The organism is Corynebacterium sp. KPL2895 (assembly GCF_040225815.1).
In the GTDB taxonomy this organism is placed as follows: Bacteria; Actinomycetota; Actinomycetes; order Mycobacteriales; family Mycobacteriaceae; genus Corynebacterium; species Corynebacterium rhinophilum.
On sequence record NZ_JBEHFY010000025.1, the window covers coordinates 1 to 24,339 of the forward strand.

Here is a 24,339-nt window from a genome sequence, read left to right on the forward strand (position 1 = left end):
GAAGACAAACGAGCCGCAAAGAGGGCGAAACAAGGCAAACGGGCCTCAGCTACAGCCAGCAGGCTCGTGGAAGGAGCACGAGTATCCGGCTGGAAACAAGCCATCAACCAAATGGCCGTGGCCTTTCCCGACCGCTTCGACAAATACCTATAAACCTAACCCCACACACACAACTTGACACGCTCCTATCATATTATATATTTTGCATGTTAACGTCGGAAAGTTATTGAAATTGCCCTTTCTATTTCTGACAGTTTTCTATTTCTGACAATTCTGCAGATTTATGATCTAAAACGGGTACCTTCCGGCGATTTCCAATAGTCACTTCACGTCAACGAGCCAGGAGAAGGTATCATGTTGAAATCTGCTTCCAAGATTATGTCTTTCTTTGCAGTCGGCACCATTTTAATCGGTTCAGCTTCTACTGCTGCCGCTGTCGATATGCCACATAAGGAACCTAATGCTTCAAACAGTACTTGTGCAGCGTCGAATGGCCCATCCAACACGAAGGATACAACCCAGTCTCCAGACAAAGCAGAACTTCTAAAAGAAGCTAAGGGAAATGTCAGCAAGGGAAAAATCCATGCTCATGGTGGCGTCGATCGCCTTGATCTCGACAATACAAAGGTTACGACGGTAAAGAGTGATGACGGAGAAAGCTTTGATCTCGTTACTGTGCCTTATTCGAACGAGGGAGAATATAATTACCTCAGTAACATAACCGTCGCCTACAAGACGGAAGATCACTCCTCTCCAATTGGCCAATCGGAGACGCTTTATACAAAAGGTTCTCACAACAAGTTTAACGTCCAGGTGTTCAAGGATGATCAGCTTGTTAAAGACGAAGGCCTTGACATTGACTATGTTGACGGAGCCACCCTCCAGGCTAATCAAAATGTCCCAATGGCCGATCCTGACGCCCCTGAGCTACAGGGCTGGGGAGAGAAGACCGCATGCATTGGTGCCATTCTTGGTGTTAATGGAGTGGTTGCTGGACTGATCGGTTCGACTTGTGCAACGGCCTGTGGCGTAGAGCCTATCGGCGCGGCGGTATGTGCAGCCTGCGTTGGAGGGATTGCCACCCTCGGCACCGGCGATATCGCCGGTGTCGTCGAATGTTTTAAACTTTAGTTGAGGGGGGCGGAATGAAAGCTGCAATTCTTTTCTTCGGTGCTTTTTCTGCGGCGCTGGTCGTTGTCCTGCTGCCAAGATGCTTTGACGATCCTAGTTCCTTAGAGATTGGCGCCATAGCATTTTTTTCTTTGCTGTCCGTCGGCTTTTTGATGTTGGCGAGAGCCATGAGTGCTGAGCGGTCTGGCAGGAAATGACTGGCTCTCTGCGCCACATAATGCAACTAGCGTTCCACTCACCGCTGCTACCTGTTCTTTTGGTATTTGGCTCCCTTTTTATAGGGATGAAGTTTGAAAGTACTCTGTTGATGGATAGCGGTCGAGAGGGACTTCCTGCTGAAATGATTTCTCTAAAATCTTCGAGCAAAGTTGTGCAACAAGACGACAGGGTTGGACAACTTTGGATAAAAGAATCGGAGGAAGCAATGAAAAAGCGATGCACGGTCAACCACCTGAGAAATGGTTTTTGGATAACCGCACGTCACTGTGTCCAAGGACTCAATGGTCAGAATGCTTCGGGATTCATTAGGCAATATGACGGTCAAAGTGCGAAGGTGGAAGACGTGTATACTAAGGGAGAAACAGAAGATGTTGCATTGATTAAAGTTTCTGACGGAATTACTGCTGATTCATTTGAGCTACCCACAAAGTCCTTAACCTTTAATGATGAAGCGAGCTTGATAGGGTATGGGGGATACCATGATTTCCCCTCCACAGCTGAGGTTCGTGTAGTTGCGTACTATGATAAGTACTCATTTGAAGCAGGCAGCTTTTCCAACATTCTCCAGAGTGTTGCTACTACCGACGCTTGGTCGTGCTCTGGAGACTCCGGCGGCGCGGTATACTCCGGAAACACTATTTATGCTGTTCATACAGCAGGAGGAGCGAATCCCACTTGCCAAGACCGTAGGGGTGGGAAGATGTGGCACTCAGATATCTTCCCGTATGCTGATTGGATTAATTCCCTTATGAAGGAGACGCAGGATAGCAGTGAAAGTTACCGTTAATCTTGGGAGGATTCTCCTTTGGGGACAAAAAGAGCGAAAGATGCCAAGATAGTTAGAGCGCATGTTTCGGACTTATGCAGATTGGGTTTAGATGGATCTAGTTTTCCACCTAAACCCAATCTGCATCTTTTTGCGAACTTAGTTTCACGGCTGTGCTTATTTCCGGCAGGCTGACGGTTCTTAATTCTTGACTTCCAGTGACAAAGGAACTTCCCTAGTACTTCTCGTTGTTGGAAGCATTGAAGAAAAGCCACCTACGGGGGTGTGGGAGTCGTGGCTTTTTGCTTTCCTTCTGTCCGACTATGTGCCGGGGAGGTGCGCTGCGGACACCCAAAAGAGAGTGTCTAATGGTTTGTGTGTGGGTTCGGGATTATAGGTGTTTGGCGAGGCAACCTCCTAATGAACCAACACCTTCTCCGAGCCGGACCCAAAAACCGAGCCTGGCACTGTCACTGGTTCAGAGATGCAGAAGGCACAGATGCACCATTCCAGCAGACTCGACCCCTTCTCATTTCGAGATCGCCCCCGCTCTCAGCGTTAAGGCCCTAAAATGGATAACTGTTTTGGGATATGAGTCCGGCCACCATCGTTATGTATGGTTGCCTTCTATTTGTGACATTGGCGCTGATTCAATTGTTCCGACACATTTGCTGGGGACTATCCGGTACTTAAAGCAGACTTTTTCGAACTAGGCAAAATTGTTTGGGTTGGCGAAGAGGAAATTGCAAGTGCAAAGGCACAGGCCGTCGGAGGGTTTGAGTTACTATAAAGATTTAATTGAGCGCGCCAAGGAAAGAATCTGGAGCAATAAGGATTTCCCTTTATCGAAATTCTTGTAAAGCTCTGTTAAAAGTTAACCAAGCGGGTTCCGCTGCTTTATTGAAATCTGCTAGGCGTGGGATCTTTTGCCCAATAAAGACTGTGGGCACGTAGTCCCTTATGACGCCACCTGAAGCGCGTTAGATTTTCTCATCTACTCAAACGGAGCAAACCTAGGACATTTCACGAGACAACCTCAGCAACACTTTCTGTCGTTTAAGCTGAAAGGACTTTTCGGTAGTTCCACTTCACCTCTCATGCGAAAATGGCTCCTTCCGTTCTTGTAAAATATACCTCCCCGGGGTATATGGTGGAGAGAGTAACCATCACTGTGTTCCACCGAAGCTAGGCCTCCTCATGGTGCAAGGAGGAGAAGAAAGGAACTTCATGAGTACTTCTCACCAACACGGTGAGCATTCCGGTGCTCACCAGGCCGCGGAAGCGGACCATACGCAACACACAGATCATGGCGGTCACGAAGAACACTCCCACGGTGACCATCACGGTCACGGTCACGGTCACGAGCACGGCCACGGACACGGACACGGTGAGCACGCGGCGATGTTCCGCAGCCGCTTCTGGTGGTCGCTGCTGCTATCGGTACCGGTCGTCATCTTCAGCCCTATGGTCGCAGAATTGCTCGGCTACGGCGTACCCGAATTCACTGGTTCATCCTGGATTCCCCCGGTGCTCGGCACCATCATCTTCATTTATGGCGGCACGCCGTTCCTGCAAGGCGGCTGGTCGGAACTGAAATCCCGCCAGCCCGGGATGATGCTGCTTATCGCCATGGCCATTACCGTGGCGTTCGTTGCCTCATGGGTCACCACCTTGGGTATTGGAGGATTCGACCTAGATTTCTGGTGGGAGCTGGCCCTCTTGGTCGTCATTATGCTGCTGGGCCACTGGTTGGAGATGCGTGCACTCGGCGCGGCCTCCTCCGCTTTGGATGCCTTGGCAGAACTTTTGCCTGACGAGGCTGAGAAGATCATCGATGGGCAGACCCACACCGTGCCAGTCTCTGAGCTGGCGGTGGATGACATAGTACTGGTTCGCGCTGGGGCGCGGGCGCCTGCCGATGGCACCATTGTTGAAGGCTCAGCCGAGTTCGATGAATCCATGATCACCGGTGAATCCCGGCCCGTCTTCCGCGATAAAGGTGAGCGCGTGGTCGCCGGTACGGTAGCTACAGACAACACCGTCCGCGTCCAGGTAGAGGCCATCGGTGGGGATACGGCCCTGGGTGGTATTCAAAGCATGGTCGCCGAGGCGCAGGAATCTTCCTCCCGCGCCCAAGCCCTTGCCGATCGCGCCGCAGCGTTGCTCTTCTGGTTCGCGCTGAGCGCAGCCTTCATTACCGCGGTGGTCTGGTCCATTATCGGTAGCCCAAGCGACGCCGTGGTGCGCACCGTCACCGTGCTCGTCATCGCTTGCCCCCACGCCCTCGGTTTGGCTATCCCACTGGTCATTGCGATCTCTACCGAGCAGGCCGCACAGTCTGGAGTACTCATCAAGGAACGTATGGCGTTGGAGCGCATGCGCACTATCGACGCCGTCCTCTTCGATAAGACCGGCACCCTGACCGAAGGTGCGCACGCGGTCACCGGTGTCGCAACCGTTGAGGGCATCAGCGAGGGGCAGCTGCTAGCAGTGGCCGCCGCGGCCGAGGCCGATAGTGAACACCCGTTGGCCCGCGCCATCGTCAAGGCAGCCGAAGACCACGCGGAAGCATCCCAGGAGCAGCTGCACAGCTCCGATTTCAGTGCTGCCGCCGGTCGTGGAATCCAGGCCACCGTCGATGGGGCAGAGGTCCTCGTCGGTGGACCGAATATGCTGCGCGAGCTAGAGCTTGCCACCCCTGGGGTTTTCGATGCGCAGGTTGAGGAGTGGTCCCAACGCGGCGCGGGTGTCCTGCACGTCGTGCGCGATGGTCAGATCATCGGTGCTCTCGCGGTTGAAGATAAGATTCGTCCCGAATCCCGCGCGGCCGTACAGGCCCTCCAAGAGCAGGGCGTCAAGGTTGCGATGATTACTGGCGATGCCACGCAGGTCGCCGAGGCCGTTGGCGAAGAACTGGGTATTGACGAGGTTTTTGCCGAAGTCCTGCCGCAGGACAAGGACTCCAAGGTCACCGAATTACAAGAGCGCGGCCTGGCAGTGGCCATGGTTGGCGATGGCGTCAACGACGCCCCAGCCTTGGCCCGCGCGGAAGTCGGCATCGCCATTGGCGCCGGCACCGATGTCGCCATGGAATCCGCCGAGGTGGTGCTCGCCAGCGATGATCCGCGGTCGGTGCTTTCAATGATGAGCTTGTCGCGCGCTAGCTACCGCAAGATGATCCAAAACCTAATTTGGGCATCTGGCTACAACATCATTGCCGTGCCCTTGGCGGCAGGCGTACTCGCACCCATCGGTGTCGTGCTCTCCCCGGCGGCCGGTGCGGTATTGATGTCGCTATCGACCATCGTGGTGGCATTCAACGCGCAGTTATTACGCCGAATTGAACTGGACCCAGCACGCTTGGCACCCACCAGCCACTAGGTGGAGGAGACCAAGCTCGAATAAGTGGTACGGGGCTCCGGATACTTGGGATTATTTTAGAATTGAAGTCCAGTTGCTAAAATAATCCTCATGACCGAGCGGGACGACTTTTGGCTTGAAGAGGATGAACTAGCAGCATTCATGTCCCTGATGAGCGTGAATGTCCGGCTCACCAATATTCTGGACGCGCAGCTCCGCGATGACGCCAAGCTAAGCTTCTTTGAATATACGGTGCTCTCACGGCTATCAGAGGCCGAGAACCATGAGATGCGCATGCGGGATCTTGCGATTACCGCAAATGGCTCCCTGTCCCGCCTGAGCCAAGTTGTCACCCGCCTGGAGCGCCAGGGCTGGGTCGTGCGGCGTCCTTGCCCCAATGATGGGCGGACGACGATGGCGCACCTTACCGATAGCGGCTGGGACAAGGTAGTAGAAACCGCCCCGGGCCACGCCAAGCAGGCCCGCCGATCCGTTATCGATAATCTGACCCGCGCGCAGATTCATCAGATGACCCAAATTAATGAGCGTATCATCAAAGCCATCGAAGCCGATGAGCGCTATGGCGGCCGCTATTAATCACTTTTTGGGATAGCCGCGGCGGACGGAGACGGTCTTATCAAAGGGAATCCAAAACCGCAGGGCCGCTTCCTGGTTTTTGGAAATACCAATTCGCGGGCCGCGCACCCATTCCGGTGCAGACTCGCGCTCAGAAAGCTGCACTGGCAGGTGGTTATCCTCCAGCGTTGCTCCCAGAGCTTTTCCGAGGTTCCCGGGGCCGCGGGCTAGGTTATGAAAATCGCTGGTGCCGCGTCGTGCAAAGGCGGTATCGATCCCAGATAGCACCTCACCGCCGCGCAGTAGGCACCCTTGGCCCACGCCTTCGGGCGCGCACACGATATTGACATTGCGGTGGATGCCGTAAGAGGCATACACGTACAGCCGGCCGGGTGGGCCGAACATGGCGGCATTGCGCGGGGTTTTCCCACGAAAGGTATGGGCGGCGGCATCGTCCGTGCCCAAATAGGCCTCGACCTCCGTAAGGCGAATGCTCACCCCTGCGTGCGTGATGACGCAGCCAAGGAGTTGCGGGGCTACGACATCAGCAGTGTGGGAAAAGTCAATCATTAACGGGAGTAGTAGCGTTTTCCGTCTACCGGGGTACGCAGCAGTTCATCGAGGCTGACCGGTTCCAAGCCCTTGGCGCGCAGGCCGTCGATAACGCACTCGGCCGCATTGACGGTGGTCGGGTGAATATCGTGCATCAAGACGATGGAGCCTGGGTTAGCATCTTGGACGGCGGCATTGCAGACGTGCTGCGAGTCGCGGATCTTCCAATCCAAGGTATCTACGTTCCATAGGGCCTGCGACAAGCCCTTATCCCTGGCTACCTGGTCAACCGTCTCATTGGTGGCACCGTAGGGCGGGCGCAGCCACTTTGGATCCTGCCCGGTGGCATTGCGGATCGCCGCGTTGCCGGCGTCGATATCTTGGGCAATATCGCCGTAAGCTAACTGGTTGAGCTGGCGATGGGTCTTGGTGTGATTGCCAATGGTGTGACCTTCTGCCTGCATGCGCTGGAGCGCCTCGGGGTATTGGTAGGCGTGATCCGCTAGCACCATGAAGCTGGCGTGAGCGTTTTTTGCCTTAAAGGTATCCAGGAGCTGGTTGGTATAAGGACTTGGGCCATCGTCAAAGGTAAGGGCCACGCAATTCGGGCAATCGACGCCGTTGCCCTGTGGCTGCGGGGCTGGTTGCGGTGCGGCCCCAGCTTGGGGATCCGGTGCGGGTGCAGCCTCATTCTGCGGCTCGTCTTGTGGCGCTACCGAGGAAACAAGATCCTGTGCCTGCGCGCGGGTGCTGTCGATGCGACTTTGAATATCGGTCTGAATCTCAGAAACCGCGGATTGGATATTTGGTTCTGAGGACCCAGCTACTTTCGGGGTGCCTTCGAGGAATTGCGCATTGGCGCAGGCGGGAAGGGCGGCAGTAGCGAGCACGGTGAGTGCGGAGGTAAGAAGACGACGCATACTTTTCCTAGGAACGAGGACAGATGGGCACGATTAGCCAGCCTACTCCACTGCGAAGGTAATTATGGATTAAACGCGTGTGATAAATGTGATAGAAGTAAATCAGTGTGCCGCGGTGTCTTCGGCATTTTTGGAATGAGCGGCTGCAGTAGTAGAGTACAAGCCACTGGGGCATTAGCTCAATTGGTAGAGCATCTGCTTTGCAAGCAGAAGGTCAGGAGTTCGATTCTCCTATGCTCCACAGGAAAAGTCCGGATTCTGGTTAAAGAATCCGGACTTTGGTCATGTATAGGGTTATAAAAAGCGCTTGACCATGATGTAATGCTCGGCGTACACACCTACATGCTCGAAGCCCAAGCGTTCATAAAGCCCCTGCGCACGCGGATTATCGGGGTGGACGGCCAGGGAAATACCGGGCGCTTTGAGGGTCTGGGCGAGGGAAATGGCGGCATCGATAAGCGCGGTGGCAATGCCCTGGCCCGCAAAGCGGCTTTCTACCGCGATGGCAAATTCTGGGATGGCCGGTTCCACGAACCCGTAACCGTGATTGTCCTCGGTACCCCAATTGAGCCACACCCCGCCGGCGGGCACGAGGTCCTCCCAAGCGATGAAACCTCCCTGGTTGGGCTCCCAATTTTCCACGTAAAAGGAAAAATCATCGGCAAAACCGGAAGAAAGCTCGCCTCGTTCATCACCGAAGGTATCGGTCAGGAAGTTGAGGCGAGCTATATAAGTGCGATCGGATTCTTGTGTCGCGCGAATTTCCATAATCCCCAGGATATATGAAGAATCCGCCGGGCTAGTTAAGCCAAGTGATAGTTATGCACGTCCGCGCCGTTGAACTCGCGCATTTCACCGGATTCGTCAACGGAGCGGAAGGTAGCGCCGTTATCTATGGCAAAGCGGAGGTTATCCACGCGCGGGGAGGGATCATCGGTTACTGGGCCTGCGGGGAAATAGTACGTTGAACCGTCTTTGAGCTTGACGGTGAGAGACTCAAAGCTCATTGTTTATCTCCTTGTAGAAAGCCTTAATGGGTGAATTCAAGCAGGAGATTTTTGAATAGGCAAAGCAATGAGATCTAGGCAACGCCTAGTGCACCCCCACGGCGGGGGTGCGAGAGGAACTACTGCTCGTCAGATTGCAGGCGGTGCTTGCCCTCACTTTGGTGGTCATCCGTGATGCGGCTGGTGTCTGCCTCCTCTGCGGCGGCCTCTTCTTCCTCGCGGTGCTTGGCCAGCTGTTCATCGATGGAACCCAAGAGCTCTTCATCGCGCACGGCACCCTCTTCAGCGAGGTCCGAATCGTTTTCGGGCTTAGCTTCGCTAGTGGAGGTGTAGACCAAGGTAGATTCTGGGGCTGTGTTTTGGGTGTTACCGCGGTAGTCATCTACGCGCGGTGGGGTCTGAGAAGGCTTGTCATTGGAGCGCAGCCAAGCGTAAATCGCACCGGTTGCCGCGGCGAGCAGGGCAATGATTCCGGCAACAGTCCAGAACTTGGAAGACGTCTTGTTCTTCTTGGTCTGCTTCTTTGCAGCCTTGGTGGCCTTCTTCTTGGCCTGCTTGCGGGCCTTTTTTGCCTTCTTGGTGGCTTCCTTTTTGGCCTCATCGAAACGCTCGACGGCGTCTTCGCGGTAGTTATTGAAGTCCTCTAGTGCGCGCTCGAGGCGGGAGTGCGCGGCCTGGGTAACGGCGCCTGCCTGCTTGCGGGCCTCATCGAAGGCGCTATTGTCTTCCTTTTGCATCTGTTGGGCAGCCTCTTCGAGGGCGGTATAAGTTTCGCGGGACTTTTCTTGCCGGTAATCGCGCAATTGCTTCCACATATTGGAACCGGTCTTGAACGCCATTTTCACTACGGTGGGGTTCATTGGTGCAGGTGCTCCTTAGATGAGATTTATTTGTCTTTTCCATCCAGCATAGTGGTCAGCCTGACACCCCACCACTGTTTTGGCGGGGGATTCAGGGGTGGAAGCACCCATAAAATAGACCGCTTGGTTCAGAATGGAGGATTAATATTCACGTCGATTTTGGCTAACCGCGCTGTTTATGGGCCTGCAAAGGTAATACCATTAGCGTCGCGCTACCCCGCAAACTGAACAGCTTGGTACGTTTTCCTCCAGACAGCAATTGAGATCGGGAAAAGGAGGTGACTATGAGCCCGCGATTTTCGGCGTCAGCACCATTGGATTCCATGAGTGAAGAAGAACTGATGGTGCCGGAGCGTTTGGCCCTATCTTTCGAGGTAATTCCACCGCGCCATGACGCCGATGAAGCCAAAATCGACCGTTTGCTGGAAACCTTGGAAAGCTACCACCCGGATTATATTGCGGTGACAAGTTCCAAACGGTCCGGTTGGCTCGAAGGGACGACGGCCTTTATCGAGCGGATTTCGCGCACCACCTCGATGCGCCCGCTTGCGCACTTGGCCTGTACGGCTGGTTCGCGCACGGAACTAATCGGTTGGACCAACCGCTTGGTCGATGCCGGTGTCCGTGGCCTGCTGGCCCTGCGCGGGGACCTGCCAGAGGAAGGCTTGCCGGAGTACTATCCGCAGCATGCCGATGAATTGATAAGCCTCATCCGGCAATTGGAAAGGCAACAAGCCGCGCGGTTCGCCGCTGGCCGCCTGGCCGTCGGAGTCGCGTGCTATCCCAGCGGGCACGTTGAATCTAAAAACGAAGATGAAGATTTTGACGTCTTGCTCAAAAAGCAACGCCTCGGCGCGGACTTCGCCATTACCCAGCTATTCTTCGATGCCCAGGATTACCTGCGCTTTACCAAAAAGGCCCAACTGGCCGGGGTGCATATTCCCCTTATTCCGGGAATCATGCCCATGACCAGCCTGCGCCGGGTGGAGCGAATGGGAGAGCTGTCCGGGCTCGCCGTGCCCGAAAGGGTGCGGTCGGCGCTCGCGGCAGCGACAACCCCAGAAGAAGAATACGAAACCGGCATGGAACTGACCGCCGAACTAGCCCGCGACATCGTGGCTGGTGGGGCGAGCGGGCTCCATATATATACCCACAACAACCCCGACAATACTCACGACCTACTAACCCGAATCGGAGTAGACAATGACCAACGCTAATTTCCCCAAGGCGACAATTGAGGGCTATCCCCGTATTGGCGCCAACCGCGAGTTGAAGCGCGCGCTCGAGTCCTACTGGGCGGGCCGCATCGATGCGGAGACCTTCGAGTCCGCCGCACACTCGCTGCGCCTGGATACCTACAACCGCCTGCGCGACCTCGGTCTGACCGAGGACTACGCCATCCCGGCAGACGTCGCTTACTACGACCAGGTTCTCGAAACCGCACTGACCGTCGGTGCCGTTGCCGGTGAAACCCTGGATGATGAGTTCACCCTGGCCCGCGGTAATAAGGACACCGCGCCGCTGGAGATGACCAAGTGGTTCGACACCAACTACCACTACATCGTGCCGGAAATTGCTGATGACCACGCTTTTAAGGCACACCCACAGCGCATTATCAAGCTGGTAGAAGAAGCCCGCGAAGCAGGCCACACCGTGCGCCCGTACCTCGTTGGCCCGGTCACCCTGTTGGCCCTGTCCAAGCAGGCCGAGGGTGCTGCCAAGGCCCCGCTTGAGCGCCTAGATGATGCCGTTGCCGCCTACCAAGAGGTCCTGGCGGAGCTGCACAAGGCCGGCGTGGAGTGGATCCAGTTGGCAGAACCTGCCCTCGTTGCAGACCTGACCAACGCTAGCGATGAGGACTTGGCTGCATATACCAAGCAGGCTTACTCCGCCATCCTGGGTGCAGAAGAGCGCCCACAGGTCTACCTGACCACCCCGTACGGCTCTGCGCGCAAGGGCCTCGATGTCATCGCAGAGCTCAAGCCAGAGGCCGTTCAGGTTGACCTTTCTGTCGGCACCCTGGCCCTAGATGAGGGCTACCTCGAGCGCGTGAAGAGCCTGAACACCCACGTCGTTGCCGGCCTTGTCGATGGCCGCAATGTCTGGGCCGCCAACCTGCGCGACCTGCGCTCCAAGTACGAGGACCTGGCCGGCAGCATCGATGAGCTGTCCGTATCCACCTCCGTGTCCTTGCAGCACGTGCCGCACTCCGTCGAGGCAGAATCCAAGCTGCCTGCCGATGTCGCCCCATGGTTCTCCTTCGCCAATGAAAAGGTCAAGGAAGTCGTCGCCCTGGTACAAGGCCCAGAGGCAGCCGAAGAGGCTTACAGCGTCAGCGACCGCGCTGTTCGTACCCGCGCCGAGTCCGAGCGCATCAACAACGCCGCCGTGCAAGAGCGCATCTCCCAGCTGCCGGAAGGCGAGGTCAAGCGCGAGCCGGCCTTCAACGAGCGCAAGGAAGCACAGAAGGAGCTCGGCCTGTCCGAGCTGCCGACCACCACCATCGGTTCCTTCCCGCAGACCAAGGAAATCCGCCAGGCGCGTGCCGCGCACCGCAAGGGCGAGCTTTCTGATGCTGACTACAACTCCGCCCTCAAGGACGAGGTTAAGTCCGTCATCGAACTGCAGGAGCGCCTCGGCCTGGACGTCCTGGTCCACGGCGAGCCAGAGCGCAATGACATGGTGCAGTACTTCGCGGAGCTGCTCGATGGCTTCGTCACCACCGAAAACGGCTGGGTACAGTCCTACGGTTCCCGCTGCACCCGTCCGCCAATCGTTGTGGGTGACATCTCCCGCCCGGCTGCCATGACCACTGAGTGGTCGAAGTTTGCACAGTCGCTTTCGGAAAAGCACGTCAAGGGCATGCTGACCGGCCCGGTCACCATCCTGGCGTGGTCCTTCGTCCGCGATGACGTGCACCAGTCCGTATCCGCGGACCAGCTGGGCGTGGCTTTGGCAGACGAGGTCCGCGACCTGGAGGAAGCCGGCATCGACATCATCCAGATCGACGAGCCGGCCCTGCGCGAGCTGCTGCCCCTGCGCGAGCAGGACCGCAAGGCCTACCTCGACTGGGCAGTGCGTTCCTTCCGCCTGGTAGCCCTCGAAGCCAAGCCCACCACCCAAATCCACACCCACCTGTGCTACTCGGAGTTCGGCCAGATCATCGACGCCGTCGCCGGCCTGGATGCAGACGTCACCTCCATTGAGGCAGCACGCTCCCGCATGGAGCTGCTGGAGGATATCGATGAGACCTTCCACTCTGAGATTGGACCTGGCATCTACGATATCCACTCCCCACGCGTGCCTTCCGTGGAGGAAATGGCAGAGCTTATCCGCGCCGCACTCAAGAACGTTCCGCTGGATCGCCTGTGGGTTAACCCGGACTGCGGTCTGAAGACCCGTGGTTACGAGGAGACCGAAACCTCCCTGCGCAACATGGTGGAAGCCCGCGATGTGGTGCGCAACGCCCTCTAAATAGAACCTGAGAAATTCTAGGTTCTTAAAGAAAACGCTATGCAGCCGGTCTGCATAGCGTTTTCGTGATCTTGTACCCACCCGCGACGCTATGGCCGGAACCGGATTACCGTGGGCGCCATGAAGCACTCAGCATTTCGCAATAGCCAAGAATCCTTCCTGTCTGATTCCCTGGCCGGTTTCATTGCCCAGCATCCCGATGCCACCTGGCACGATGCGGGCTTCATTGGGCGCACCACCCCGCTGCGCACGGCCGATGATAAACCGGCGGTTGCGGTCATCTCCGGTGGCGGATCCGGCCACGAGCCCATGCACGCCGGCTTCATTGGGCAAGGCATGCTCGCCGCAGCCTGCCCGGGCCTGCTCTTTACCTCCCCGAACGCGGTCCAGGTCAGCGAAGCCACGCAGTGGGCCGACCAGGGCAGGGGAGTGCTGCACATTGTGAAGAACTACACCGGCGATGTCATGAATTTCACCGTGGCCCGCAACGCGGCAGAGGCCGTAGATACGCGTTCAGTCTTAGTCGCCGATGATATTGCTACCGAAGGCACCGGCGAGGGTCCCGGCCGGCGCGGTACCGGCGCCACGATCTTGGTGGAAAAGGTTGCCGGTGCCGCGGCGTATCGCGGCGATGACCTGGACCAAGTAACGGAGCTAGCGGAGAGGACCGCGGATAAGTCCCGCAGCATGTCCGTGGCACTGGGATCCGGCTTTTTGCCCACCACTGGGCGCGATACCTTTGATTTGGACGACGGGCACATGGAAGTCGGTGTGGGCATCCACGGCGAGCCGGGCACGCACACGGAAAAGGTTGATAATGCCCATGCCATCGTCGCCACCGTACTGGAAAAGCTGGGTGCTGCCCTTGATATCAACAGCGGCGATGAGGTGGTGTGCCTAGTCAATGGTTTGGGAGGCACCACGCCTTTGGAGCTGAGCCTGGTCTTCGGCGAGGCTTCCGCGCAGCTAGCGGAGAAGGGAATTACGGTAGTGCGCTCCATGGTGGGCAACTACGTCACCGCGGTCAATATGCACGGCGTATCCATCACGCTGCTCAAGGCGGACGATGAGCTGCTCGAGCTTATCGATGCCCCAACTTCAGCCCCCGCCTGGCCGCATACCTTGGGCAGTGCCAAGCAGGTGGAATCGGCGCGGATTACCTTTGAGGATGAATTGCCCAGCGAAGGCGCAGAAAACCAGTGGTTGAGTGACTTCGTCGGCCGCGTGCAATCCTCCATCGAGGAGTTGACCGAGCTTGACCGCAAGGCCGGCGATGGGGACTTCGGTACCAATATGGAGGCGGCGCTTGAAAGCATTGAACTGCCGCTGCGCGGCTCGGATGATGAGATTTTCACCGGACTGGCCAAGCGCTTCCTTGTCCTGGCGGGCGGAACCTCGGGCGCGGTTTTCGGCAGCTTCTTCAACGACATGGCCCGCGCGGAGACCTTAGCGGAAGGTTTGCGCAGCGCGTCGGAGTTTATTCAAGAACTGGGCGGCGCGCAGCGTGGGGATTGCACCATGCTCGATGCGCTCATTCCGGCCGCAGAAAAGGCGCAAGAAATCGGCGCCGAGCGCCCAGACGAGCAAACGCTCCAGGCCCTGTACGAGGCGGCGCGGGAGGGTGTGGAAGAAACCGGAAAGATCGCCGCCAAGAAGGGGCGCGCGTCCTATCTGGGCGATCGCAGCAAGGGAGTCATTGATCCCGGTGCTCTCGTGGTTAGCTGGCTATTTGGGGGACAAGCCTTGTCAGCTGACTAAGGCAAGACACATCGCCCTCTCCCTTTGCGGACCTGTCGAGGTGCATAGCGCGCAGGCCTGCCCTGCGCGCACCGAGTACGTCATTTTCCAGTGAATCGCCCACCATGAGCGTTTCCGCGGGCGTGACATCGAGCCGTTCGCAGGCGGCTAGGTAGGCCTGGCGCTGCGGTTTGGGGTAGCCGAGTTCGACGGTGGGGATGAGGGGGACATCGGCAAGCGCGAGGCCTCCCGCCTCCAGTTTTGCCTGCTGCATCTCGCGCTGGCCATTGGTGAGGATGCCTACCCGGAAGCCGGATGCGAGCGCTCACTCGAGGGTGGGCCGGGCATCGGCAAAGGCGCGCCACTGGCTCTGGTAGGCGGCCAAGTAGCCGTCGTAGGCGGCCAAGTAGCCGTCGTAGGCGGCAAGGGCTGCGGCATCGTCCATGTCCTCGCCCAAAAATTCGCGGCAACGGGCAATGCGCTGGCCTTGGTGGGAGACCTCGCCGCGCTCATAGGCGGTAAACCACTTGCGTTCAATGGCGGCAAAACGCTGGTGCTGCCCAGTATTTAGTCCGCGCTGCCGGCACCATTCATCCACGCCGGCCCGCGCTGCGGCGGTGTGATCCATCAGGGTGTCATCGAGGTCGAAGAGCAACGCGCGAGTCATAAGGATAACGATAGCGCGATCGCTGAGAGCGTTATGTCTTGCACAGCGGAGAGGAAGTAAATTCTTTACAATGGCTGGCATGACTCAGAAGACCGCAACTGCAACGATGCATACCAACTACGGCGATATTGTTATCGATCTCTTCGGTAACCACGCACCGGTAACCGTTGAAAACTTCATCGGTTTGGCCAAGGGTGAAAAGGACTACTCCACCCAGAACGCAAAGGGCGAGCAGTCCGGCCCGTTCTACGATGGCGCCATCTTCCACCGCATCATCGATAACTTCATGATTCAGGGCGGCGACCCCACCGGCACCGGCCGCGGTGGCCCGGGCTACCAGTTCCAGGACGAGTTCCACCCAGAGCTGCAGTTCGACCGCCCATTCCTGCTGGCCATGGCGAATGCCGGCCCAGGCACCAACGGCTCCCAGTTCTTCATCACCGTGGCGCCGACCCCGCACCTGAACAACCACCACACCATCTTCGGTGAGGTTACGGACTCGGCTTCGCAGGAAGTCGTTTCCAAGATTGGCAAGGTCGACACCGACCGCATGGACCGTCCGCACGAGGACGTTGTCATCGAGTCCATCGATATCGCCTAAGCGTTTTCCTCGCTCCGCGCCCGGCACCACACTCTTTCCTGTGGTGCCGGGTTCGTTTAGTTTTTATCCGATTGCCAACAAAGGGTCAGCTTTCACACCATGGTGAAAAATTATTTGCGAACCGCTCCCGTTACCTCAACCATTGCCGCGATCTGCATCATCGCGTGGTCAATTACCGCGGTACAAGCTCGCACATTGGGCGAGACCTTCTTTCTCTCCACGCTGAGCCAAGACTGGGCCCTGTGGGGACCGCAGTACGCCGATGCGCCGCTTACGGCGCTGTCCTCGGAATTCATGCACTTGGACGGCGGGCACCTCGCGGTCAACATGGTGGTGCTCCTGCTCATCGGTAGGGAGGTAGAGCGCGCCCTCGATACCGGGTTATATATCGCCGCGTACCTGGTTTCTTGTTTGGGCGCTTCCGCCATGGTGCTGTGGTTCGATTTTGGCACTCCCACGGTAGGGGCCTCTGGGGCGATCTTTGCGCTGATGGGCATGCTGGTGGGCGCCTTTCGGCAACGCGGGATGGATCTGCGCGCGCCCATCGTCCTCTTATTGGTCAATGTGGGCTATACCTTCGTCGCAGAGGGGGTCTCCCTGTGGGGCCACCTTGGTGGCTTGTGCACCGGCATCATCTTGAGCTTGTTCCTCTTCCATCGAAACAATTCCGTGCGCTGGGCGGGTGTCGCTCTCACCGCTGCGGTTATCATTGTGTTATTGGCCCTGCGAGCTGGGGTTTGGGGATAACTGTGGAATTTGATCACCGGAATGGGTGTGCGAAAGAAATCCACAATAGTTATCCACATTGTGGATAACCACATTCTTGTAATTTACCGAACGCTTTTCCGGAGTTTTCCCTGATCACACAGGTTATAGCGGTATCGACGGCCGAAAAATCACCTGTGGAAGCCCGTGAAAACACTTATCCACAGGGTGGGGATAAGTCTGTGAAATAAATATTCCACAGGTTTCTTCCACAGCCTGTGGATAACTTTGTACCCATCGTGTGGGCGAATAGGTAGATTGGGGCCACTGACCTGCACAAGGAGGACTGTGGATAAACAACCGCACGCTGTGATCGTCGGCGCAGGGCCCAATGGGCTTACCGCCGCGGCCCGCCTCGCCACGGCCGGCTGGCGCGTGGATGTGTATGAGCGCGCCACCCATCCCGGTGGGGCGGCGGCATCGTCGCCGGAGATCTTCCCGGGCACCATCGTCGATCTCGGCGCGGCTGGTCACCCCTTCGGCATCGCGAGCCCGGCCTTCCGCGCGCTGGATTTGGAATCCCACGGCCTGCGCTGGCGCCATGCGCGCTATCCCATGGCCCACCCACTGGAGGGCGCGCCGGCGGGCATTCTTCACAATTCCCTCGAGGAAACCGCTGCGGGGCTCGGCACCGATGCTCGGGCGTGGACCCGCCTGCACGGCCACGTGGTGCGCAATATCGACGAGCATGTGAATAACGCGCTCACCCCGCTGGTGCGCTGGCCCGAGCACCTGGTCCGCCTGGCGCAATTCGGCGCGCCGGGCGTACTTCCGGCGAGCGCGCTCGCGCGGGCGGCGTTTTCTTCCCCGCAGGCCCGCGCCTTATTCGCCGGTAGCGCGGTACACGCCATTACCTCGCCTACCAGGGCTTTTACCTCCGCATTCGGCCTGCTCTTTGGCGCGCTCGGCATGACCCGCGGCTGGCCGGTGGTAGAAGGCGGCACGCAGGCGCTTGCCGATGCCCTCGTTTCCCTCCTCCATTCCCACAACGCCCGCATCCACACCGGCGCCGATATCACCGATGTGCGCAGCCTGCCCCGCGCCGATGCCCTTATCCTCAACCTCACCCCGCGTCAGGTTCTCGGGCTGGGCGGGCTCGACCTTCCTGCCCGGACCCAGCGATCCCTGCGGCGGTGTCGCTATGGCAGCGCGGTCTACAAGGTGGACTTTCACTTAAGCCAGCCCGTGCCGTGGGCCGATCCCCGCGTGGGCCAAGCGGGCACCGTCCACGTGGGCGGCAGCGTGGAGGAGATTGGTGGGGCGGAAAGGGACATCGGCAAGCGCCGCATGCCCGAAAGCCCCCTGGTCATGGTGTGTCAACAGTACGTGGCCGACCCGTCGCGCGGGCTGGTGCTGTGGACCTACGCGCACGTGCCGCACGGCTATGAGGAGCGTTATCCGGGGGAGGTGGCCGGACTCATCGCGCGGCAGATCGAGCGCTTCGCACCCGGTTTTCGCGATACCATCCTGGCCACCCGCGCGACGAGCCCGGCTGACCTGGAGCGCTGGAACCCCAACCTCGTGGGTGGCGATATCGCCGGTGGCGCCATGACCGGCCTGCAGACCGTGCTGCGCCCGCGCCTTTCCGCGCACCCACACTGGCTCGCGCCGGGAATATTCATGGCATCGGGGTCCACCGCACCTGGGGCCGGCGTCCATGGCATGCCCGGATGGTGGGCCGCTGAAAGTGCGGCTACGCCTTAATGGGAGCCCGGCGTTCGCAGTAGAGGAATACCGCACCGATCGTCCATAGCGTCACCGCGGCAAGATATCCGGGGGTGGTCGTGGTCTGCGGCTCGATACCATTGCCGGGAATGAGGCCGGTGACTAATGGCTCCAGTACGAAACCGAGCACGGCAACGTAATCTAGCCAGCCCAACCTGTGGGAAAAGGCCCCCGCCACGCCGAAAAGTGGCCCGGCGATAAGGGCAAAGAGGAACCACGCGCCATTAGCTAAAAACGCCGTCTGCCAGTCGTAGATACCAAAGGCGGAAAGCAACCCGTAGTGCACCGCCAACATGAGCAGGAGTATGCCGGCTCCTGCGAAAAAGGCCGTGGTCCACCGGTGGGCGCACGCCTTGCCCATGAGGTAGGCAAATAGCGCCCACACCATGCCAGAACCCAGTACCGGGCCAAGGTAATTGCGCAAGGAGAGGCGCGCGGGAGCGGTGCCTTCGATCAGGGCGGGATCAGAAAACGCGATATGGACGGCGGCATAGGCCACCGAGACGGCTAAGCCGGCCATGAGAACGTACTGGGACCGGTGCCGCGACGGTGCGGGCGAACGACTGGTCATGGTGTGCTCCTTGAAATGAGGATCCCGCTATGTCCGAGGCGAGGAATGGTGAAAGAGATGAAACGTTTATAACTTCAATAATAATTGCATGCGCGATATCGCGGAAGAGCACTCTTAGTGGTCATCTAGACAGTAGATCGCACCGAATTTATCCCTGCGCTTTTGCAGGGTAGCTGCTTAATGACAAGACCGGAGGACCCAGTTAAGCAGGCTGATTATCAAGGCAATGAGCGTGGATATGTCTCAAAATGCACACGTACGGCTAGTCATGAAGTAACAACCACAGTGCTAAGGGGTACGTGACTTAAAGGAGATAAGTGGTCAGTTTCATCTCTATTCTTCCGTAGGTCATTCTTTGGTCGGGCGCATAAAGATATCCATCATGGAGAAGATGGGATCTGACGAGGCAAAGATCCGGTCTGTTATTTCACGCGGCGACCAGCTATCAGGGAAATCCTTGAACTCATTTGTGACAGTTCCGAGGGCTAAATCGGGACTATTTTTAACAGCAGTGAGGATGGTGAAAACCTCGTCAGGGGTGGCGTAGAAAGAGTTTATGTCATTAGCGCCGGTGGCATCAGCAATGCTGGCCCAATCATTTACTTCCGCAATATCGCTTAAAATATTAAAAACAATAGTTTCTGGTTTTAAATCCATATTTACGTTCTCCTGACGTGACGCGGTGGTTGGCGTAGGTAGCGCGCTTGCTAGAGAGAAGCCGAGGGTAGAGGTGGCATCGGCAAGCGATACTTCCTAAAGATCAATGTAGTCCAGTGGCTGGTGCGGGTCTATGCCTAAACGAAGTTGAGCATCACAGTCGATAGTCCTGGAAAATCTCACATAAAAAAGTGAACGTGACATCATTGACACTGGGGTATGGTACCGATAGGTTATAACATAGTGCTGCGCTGGGATATCGGCGCGTTTATGGGACGGTGCCTGCCCACACAACAGAAAAGTGAACGAAATATGCAGACACAGAGGAAGGGCCGCGTAGAAGGCCTGTACATCGATGAAGATGTCGAACTGCGTGCTGGTGCGCTGAACTTTGGCGGGCGCATTGAAGACATCTCGTTTGGTGATGTCCCCGCAGCGCACGCGGCCTGGCAATCCGGTGACCCAAACGTTTTGCTGTGGGTCCCAGGTTTTGTGGACTTGCACAATCACGGCGGCAATGGGGGAAGCTTTCCCAATGGTGATTATGACCAGTGCCGCGCCGCCGCGCGATTTCATCGCGCCCACGGCACCACCACGCTGCTAGCCAGCATGGTTTCTGGAACGCAAGCGGAGCTGTGCGCGCGGGCGGAGTTGCTTGCCACGCTGGCAGATGAGGGGGATATCGCCGGCATCCATATGGAAGGCCCGTTCATCGCCGCGGCCAAATGTGGCGCGCAGGATCCATCGCGCATCGTGCCGGGAGACCCAGACTTTTTCCGCGCGGTGATCGATGCCGCTCGCGGCCACCTGCGCTCTATTACCTTCGCCCCAGAAACACAAGCTGCGGTGGAGCTCCTCGAGGTCTGCGCCGAGCACGATATCATCGCCAGCTTGGGCCATACCGAGGCAGATTACGAGACCACGCTGCGGGTCATGGGGCAGGCACAAGACTTGGGCGTTACCGTGACCGGGACCCACCTTTTTAATGCCATGCCGCCCATCCACCACCGCAACCCTGGCACGGTGGCCGCCCTGCTCACCGGCTCGAAGGCCGGCGATGCGGGGGTAGAGCTTATTGCCGATGGCGTGCATCTTGCCGATGGCACCGTGGATATGGCCTATAACCGCCGCTCCTTTGCGGTCACCGATGCAATGGCCGCTGCCGGCATGGCCGATGGCTCCTATGTGCTGGGATCCCTGCCCGTCACCGTGACCGGCGGCGTGGCGCGGGTGGGCAGCGGCGCCATCGCCGGTGGAACTTCCACGTTGTCACAGCAGTTCGCGCGTTTTGCCGCGCGCCACGGCGCAGAGGAGGCGGTTCGGTTTACCTCCACCACGGCCGCGGACGTACTGGGGGATAAGGACATAGGGCGTTTGGCTCCCGGCAAGCGCGCCAACCTCGTGGGCCTGAATGCGCAATTCGAGCCCATGCGCGTCATCGCTGATGGCATTGACATCACCGCCGCGACAGATACTGATTCACGTTAGGAAATACTGCATGGACATCCTCATCCGTTCCACACCAGCAGAGGTGGCTACCGCCGCCGCCGATATCTTCGTCCGCTATGCCAACGCCGGTGCCACCTTGGGCCTGGCCACGGGTTCTACCCCGGTAGCGCTGTATCAAGAACTCACCTCCCGCTGCGAGCGCGGGGAGGTGAGTTTCGCTCGCAGCCGCGCCTTCCTCCTGGATGAATACGTGGGGCTGGATCGCTTCCATGAGCAGTCGTATTACTCCACCATCCGCCGCGTATTTACTTCCCACGTCGATTTCATTGACGAGTTGGTACAGAGCCCGGAGGGCGATGCCGCGAATCCGGATCGCGCGGCAGCAGCTTATGACCAGGCCATTCGCCATGCCGGCGGCATCGACATACAGCTGCTAGGCATCGGTGGCAATGGGCACATTGGCTTTAATGAGCCCTCCAGCTCCTTGCAATCGCGTACCCGCCTGGAAACGCTGCATCCGCGGACGGTGCAGGATAATGCCCGCTTTTTCGAGAACACGGACAGCGTCCCTCGCTACGCGCTGACCCAAGGGCTCGGCACCATCAGCGAGGCCCGCCACCTATTGCTGCTGGCCACCGGGACCGAAAAGTCCACCGCGGTCCGCAACATGGTGGAGGGTCCGTTATCCGCGCACTGTCCGGCCTCAGTCCTCCAGCTGCACCCGCGGGCCACGGTGATTCTCGATGAAGATGCGGCCTCCCAACTGGAGGATCTCGAGTACTACCGCTTCGTGGATGAGCACCGTCCGCACTAAATCCCTCTTTACTTCTTTACACCTTTGAAAGGATTCCTCCCGTGAAAGTCAATATTATGGGGCCGCTGCAGCGGCTCGGAAAGGCGCTGATGGGCGCCGTGGCAGTGCTGCCTGTCGCGGCGATCCTCGGCGGCGTTGGCTACTGGATAGCCAGCGTGGCCGGCCAAGATAACGTGGTCGCGCAGCTACTCATCAGCTCCGGCGGTGCCGTGCTGGATAACCTGGGCTGGATCTTCGCCGTCGCCATCGCCTTTGGCCTGGCCAAGGACTCCAACGGTGCCTCCGCTTTGTCCGGCTTCCTCGCCTATGCCACCTTCATGAAGCTGTTGGGCCCCGATGCCGTCGCTGGTTACCGCGGCATCGAAGATCCCGAAGCGCTTACTGGCGATGACGCCGTGGAATGGGCCGCCGAGGGCTGGAATGCCGTCGGTGACGGCAACGTCCTTTTCGGCATCCTCGCCGGCATCATGGCCGCGATGGTCTATAACCGTTTTCACGGCACCAAACTGCCGGACTTCCTGGCCTTCTTCTCCGGCCGCCGCCTCGTTCCCATCCTCACCGCGCTTTTTGCCATCGTGGTCTCCGCCATCCTCTACTTTGTATGGCCCTTCATCTACCACGCGCTCTTCAACTTTGGTACCTCCATCCAGGGCCTTGGCGCCGCGGGTGCGGGCATCTACGGTGTGGCCAACCGCCTGCTCATCCCGACGGGCCTGCACCACGCGCTGAACTCCGTCTTCTGGTTTGATGTCATCGGCATCAACGACATCGGTAACTTCCAATCCGGCCAGTCCACCATCGATGCGGCCGCCGCGGCCACCTCCGCCGCAGAGTGCCCCGGTATCTGGGAGAACGGACAGTGCACCGTGGACGGCGTCGTTGGACGCTACCAGGCCGGATTCTTCCCAGTCATGATGTTCGGCCTGCCAGGCGCCGCCCTGGCCATGTACCTGCGCGCGGATAAGGGCCGCCGCAAGGTCATCGGCTCCCTCATGGCAGCCGGCGCCCTGGCCTCCTTCTTCACCGGCGTGACCGAGCCACTGGAGTTCTCCTTCATGTTCGTCGCCCCGCTGCTCTACGTGGTGCACGCGCTACTGACCGGTCTCTCCGTCTTTATTGCCGCCACGATGGAATGGACCGCGGGCTTCGGCTTCTCCGCAGGTTTCGTGGACATGCTGCTGTCCTCGCAAAACCCGTTGGCCAATAAGTGGTACATGCTGCTTATCATGGGCGCTATTTTCTTCGCCCTTTACTTCGTCGTCTTCTACTACCTCATCGGCTGGTTTAACCTGAAGACCCCAGGCCGCGGCGATGACGAGGGTGCCGCAGAAGATGACGAAGCCGCCACGGGCGATGATAAGACCGCCGCGTCCGCCGCCCGCATCATCGAAGGCCTCGGCGGCAAGGACAATATCGATTCCCTGGATTACTGCACCACCCGCCTGCGCGTGGGCGTGAAGGATCGCGCGCTTGTCGATGACCCCACTATCAAGCGCGCCGGCATCTCCGGCGTCATCCACCCTTCCGAAAAGAACGTGCAGGTCATCGTGGGACCCTCCGTGCAGTTCATGTTTGATGAGGTCAACCACCAGCTGCGCACCGGCTCCGCATCGGTAGCTACGGCCACCGCGAAGCCTAGTGAAGACGCTCGCCCTGTAGAGAAGATCGGCACCGATATTCAGCTCCACGCCCCGTTCGAAGGAACCGTCGTGCCGCTTTCTGAGGTTCCCGATGAGTCCTTTGCCCAAGGCATGGTGGGCGAAGGCTTTGCCGTTATTCCTACCGTGATCGATGCCTTCGATGTCTGTGCCCCAGTAGATGGCACCATCACCATGGTCTTTAAGACCGGCCACGCCTTCGGCATGCGGACCGAAGAAGGCCTCGACCTGCTCATTCACATCGGTATCGATACCGTGGAACTGAAGGGAGAGGGCTTTACCAAGCTCGCGGCCAAGGGCGATGTTGTCCGCGCCGGGACCCCCATCATCGCGGTGGAATCAGAGAAGCTGCGCGAACGCGGCATCAATCTGATTACCCCGGTGGTCTGCCCCACGGCAAAGCAGATCGCTGGAGTAGATATCGAGCACGAGGGCCGCGCTGACCAGAGCGTTGCCGTCGCCCGCGTGCGGCCGGCTGAACATTAAGGTCTAAGCACGAGAAACCCTCGCGGTCACCTTGCGGTGGCGGCGAGGGTTTCTTTTTGGCGGCGGTCTAGCGCCAGCCCATGGTCATGAGCAAACCAACAAGGGCGAGGCCGAAGCCAATCCCGTAGTTCCAACCGCCGAGCTCCGCCATGAAGGGGATGGATTCACCGGCGAGGTAATTGACCACGAGCCACAGCAGGCCGAGGATCATCAGGCCAAGCATGATGGCCACGTACCACTTCGGGGTGCCTTCAGAGTTGATTTTGACTGGGGTGCGGTTCGCCCCGGCAGAGCTCGATACCTGGGTGGCAGAGCTCTGGGTGATCTTTGACTTTGGCATAAGA

General features: G+C 58.4%; 23 protein-coding genes, 1 tRNA gene and 2 pseudogenes. 16 read left to right on the forward strand and 10 right to left on the reverse strand.

The window, feature by feature from the left end; translation table 11 throughout:
* The 6 genes and pseudogenes from ABRP95_RS10200 to ABRP95_RS10225 all read left to right on the forward strand — a co-directional run.
* Positions 1 to 153: pseudogene (locus ABRP95_RS10200) on the forward strand (IS256 family transposase); the annotation flags it as partial.
* Between the two features lie 201 nt (positions 154 to 354).
* Positions 355 to 1,131, forward strand: a complete 777-nt coding sequence (locus ABRP95_RS10205) for a hypothetical protein (RefSeq protein ID WP_284770832.1) — start codon at positions 355 to 357, stop codon at positions 1,129 to 1,131.
* Between the two features lie 14 nt (positions 1,132 to 1,145).
* Positions 1,146 to 1,328, forward strand: coding sequence for a hypothetical protein (locus ABRP95_RS10210; RefSeq protein WP_284770833.1), 183 nt, complete (start codon positions 1,146 to 1,148; stop codon positions 1,326 to 1,328).
* Positions 1,325 to 2,137, forward strand: coding sequence for a trypsin-like serine protease (locus tag ABRP95_RS10215; protein ID WP_284770834.1), 813 nt, complete (start codon positions 1,325 to 1,327; stop codon positions 2,135 to 2,137). The genes ABRP95_RS10210 and ABRP95_RS10215 overlap by 4 nt, the downstream gene beginning before the upstream one ends.
* A gap of 1,206 nt (positions 2,138 to 3,343) precedes the next feature.
* The gene (locus tag ABRP95_RS10220; RefSeq protein ID WP_284783566.1) at positions 3,344 to 5,497 is read left to right on the forward strand and encodes a heavy metal translocating P-type ATPase; all 2,154 of its coding nucleotides are present in this window, start codon (positions 3,344 to 3,346) and stop codon (positions 5,495 to 5,497) included.
* A gap of 90 nt (positions 5,498 to 5,587) precedes the next feature.
* Complete coding sequence (locus tag ABRP95_RS10225; RefSeq protein WP_005276035.1) at positions 5,588 to 6,073, forward strand: MarR family winged helix-turn-helix transcriptional regulator; 486 nt, start codon at positions 5,588 to 5,590, stop codon at positions 6,071 to 6,073.
* On the opposite strand, the gene ABRP95_RS10230 is transcribed toward ABRP95_RS10225, so the two are convergent.
* A complete protein-coding gene (locus ABRP95_RS10230) occupies positions 6,074 to 6,622 on the reverse strand; it encodes a DNA-3-methyladenine glycosylase (RefSeq protein WP_284770836.1) in 549 nt (182 codons plus the stop codon).
* Positions 6,622 to 7,524 carry a polysaccharide deacetylase family protein gene (locus tag ABRP95_RS10235; protein ID WP_284770837.1) on the reverse strand — a complete coding sequence of 301 codons (903 nt, stop codon included), beginning with the start codon at positions 7,522 to 7,524 and terminating at the stop codon, positions 6,622 to 6,624. The genes ABRP95_RS10230 and ABRP95_RS10235 overlap by 1 nt, the downstream gene beginning before the upstream one ends.
* 168 nt (positions 7,525 to 7,692) lie before the next feature.
* Between ABRP95_RS10235 and ABRP95_RS10240 the strand changes: the two genes are divergently transcribed.
* Positions 7,693 to 7,765: transfer RNA gene (locus tag ABRP95_RS10240), tRNA-Ala, on the forward strand.
* 53 nt (positions 7,766 to 7,818) lie between these two features.
* Here ABRP95_RS10240 and ABRP95_RS10245 read toward each other — a convergent pair.
* From ABRP95_RS10245 to ABRP95_RS10255, 3 genes are all read right to left on the reverse strand, one after another.
* Positions 7,819 to 8,292 carry a GNAT family N-acetyltransferase gene (locus ABRP95_RS10245; RefSeq protein ID WP_005276043.1) on the reverse strand — a complete coding sequence of 158 codons (474 nt, stop codon included), beginning with the start codon at positions 8,290 to 8,292 and terminating at the stop codon, positions 7,819 to 7,821.
* 35 nt (positions 8,293 to 8,327) lie between these two features.
* Positions 8,328 to 8,531, reverse strand: coding sequence for a hypothetical protein (locus tag ABRP95_RS10250; protein WP_005276046.1), 204 nt, complete (start codon positions 8,529 to 8,531; stop codon positions 8,328 to 8,330).
* Between the two features lie 119 nt (positions 8,532 to 8,650).
* Positions 8,651 to 9,391, reverse strand: coding sequence for a hypothetical protein (locus ABRP95_RS10255; protein WP_284770838.1), 741 nt, complete (start codon positions 9,389 to 9,391; stop codon positions 8,651 to 8,653).
* 284 nt (positions 9,392 to 9,675) lie between these two features.
* Between ABRP95_RS10255 and ABRP95_RS10260 the strand changes: the two genes are divergently transcribed.
* The 3 genes from ABRP95_RS10260 to ABRP95_RS10270 all read left to right on the forward strand — a co-directional run bounded on the left by ABRP95_RS10260 (position 9,676) and on the right by ABRP95_RS10270 (position 14,623).
* Positions 9,676 to 10,608, forward strand: coding sequence for a methylenetetrahydrofolate reductase (locus ABRP95_RS10260; RefSeq protein ID WP_023028040.1), 933 nt, complete (start codon positions 9,676 to 9,678; stop codon positions 10,606 to 10,608).
* Entirely contained in the window at positions 10,595 to 12,865 is a 2,271-nt protein-coding gene (metE, locus tag ABRP95_RS10265; protein WP_284770839.1) for a 5-methyltetrahydropteroyltriglutamate--homocysteine S-methyltransferase, read from the forward strand. Before ABRP95_RS10260 ends, metE begins: the two co-directional genes overlap by 14 nt.
* 120 nt (positions 12,866 to 12,985) lie before the next feature.
* Positions 12,986 to 14,623, forward strand: a complete 1,638-nt coding sequence (locus tag ABRP95_RS10270; protein WP_284783572.1) for a dihydroxyacetone kinase family protein — start codon at positions 12,986 to 12,988, stop codon at positions 14,621 to 14,623.
* On the opposite strand, the pseudogene ABRP95_RS10275 reads toward ABRP95_RS10270, so the two are convergent.
* Both ABRP95_RS10275 and ABRP95_RS10280 read right to left on the reverse strand, forming a co-directional pair.
* Positions 14,583 to 14,906, reverse strand: a pseudogene (locus tag ABRP95_RS10275) (HAD family hydrolase); the annotation flags it as partial. The gene ABRP95_RS10270 and the pseudogene ABRP95_RS10275 sit on opposite strands and share 41 nt — an antisense overlap.
* Positions 14,907 to 14,927: 21 nt before the next feature.
* Positions 14,928 to 15,269 carry an HAD family hydrolase gene (locus ABRP95_RS10280; RefSeq protein WP_349839392.1) on the reverse strand — a complete coding sequence of 114 codons (342 nt, stop codon included), beginning with the start codon at positions 15,267 to 15,269 and terminating at the stop codon, positions 14,928 to 14,930.
* Between the two features lie 70 nt (positions 15,270 to 15,339).
* Between ABRP95_RS10280 and ABRP95_RS10285 the strand changes: the two genes are divergently transcribed.
* The 3 genes from ABRP95_RS10285 (at position 15,340) to ABRP95_RS10295 (ending at position 18,339) form a co-directional block, all read left to right on the forward strand.
* Positions 15,340 to 15,870, forward strand: coding sequence for a peptidylprolyl isomerase (locus ABRP95_RS10285; protein ID WP_349839394.1), 531 nt, complete (start codon positions 15,340 to 15,342; stop codon positions 15,868 to 15,870).
* A gap of 99 nt (positions 15,871 to 15,969) precedes the next feature.
* A complete protein-coding gene (locus ABRP95_RS10290; RefSeq protein ID WP_349839395.1) occupies positions 15,970 to 16,617 on the forward strand; it encodes a rhomboid family intramembrane serine protease in 648 nt (215 codons plus the stop codon).
* A gap of 306 nt (positions 16,618 to 16,923) precedes the next feature.
* On the forward strand, positions 16,924 to 18,339 hold the full coding sequence (locus tag ABRP95_RS10295) for a phytoene desaturase family protein (protein ID WP_349839397.1): 1,416 nt from the start codon (positions 16,924 to 16,926) through the stop codon (positions 18,337 to 18,339).
* Here ABRP95_RS10295 and ABRP95_RS10300 read toward each other — a convergent pair.
* Both ABRP95_RS10300 and ABRP95_RS10305 read right to left on the reverse strand, forming a co-directional pair.
* Positions 18,329 to 18,931 (reverse strand): hypothetical protein, encoded by a 603-nt coding sequence (locus ABRP95_RS10300; RefSeq protein WP_349838620.1) that lies wholly within the window; start codon positions 18,929 to 18,931, stop codon positions 18,329 to 18,331. The genes ABRP95_RS10295 and ABRP95_RS10300 overlap by 11 nt on opposite strands.
* Before the next feature lie 348 nt (positions 18,932 to 19,279).
* Positions 19,280 to 19,588, reverse strand: coding sequence for a hypothetical protein (locus ABRP95_RS10305; RefSeq protein WP_296089896.1), 309 nt, complete (start codon positions 19,586 to 19,588; stop codon positions 19,280 to 19,282).
* Positions 19,589 to 19,900: 312 nt separating this feature from the next.
* Here ABRP95_RS10305 and ABRP95_RS10310 point away from each other — a divergent pair, with 312 nt between their 5' ends.
* Genes ABRP95_RS10310 through nagE form a run of 3 tightly spaced genes read left to right on the forward strand, consistent with a single transcriptional unit; the run spans position 19,901 to position 23,995 of the window.
* Positions 19,901 to 21,076, forward strand: a complete 1,176-nt coding sequence (locus ABRP95_RS10310; RefSeq protein ID WP_296089894.1) for an N-acetylglucosamine-6-phosphate deacetylase — start codon at positions 19,901 to 19,903, stop codon at positions 21,074 to 21,076.
* A 10-nt stretch (positions 21,077 to 21,086) separates the two neighbouring features.
* A complete protein-coding gene (gene nagB, locus ABRP95_RS10315; protein WP_284854118.1) occupies positions 21,087 to 21,851 on the forward strand; it encodes a glucosamine-6-phosphate deaminase in 765 nt (254 codons plus the stop codon).
* Positions 21,852 to 21,907: 56 nt separating this feature from the next.
* Entirely contained in the window at positions 21,908 to 23,995 is a 2,088-nt protein-coding gene (gene nagE, locus ABRP95_RS10320) for an N-acetylglucosamine-specific PTS transporter subunit IIBC (RefSeq protein ID WP_284854137.1), read from the forward strand.
* 67 nt (positions 23,996 to 24,062) lie between these two features.
* Here the strand turns inward: nagE and crgA are convergent, their stop codons facing one another.
* Positions 24,063 to 24,335, reverse strand: a complete 273-nt coding sequence (crgA, locus tag ABRP95_RS10325) for a cell division protein CrgA (protein WP_284770848.1) — start codon at positions 24,333 to 24,335, stop codon at positions 24,063 to 24,065.
* Positions 24,336 to 24,339 lie beyond the last annotated feature (4 nt).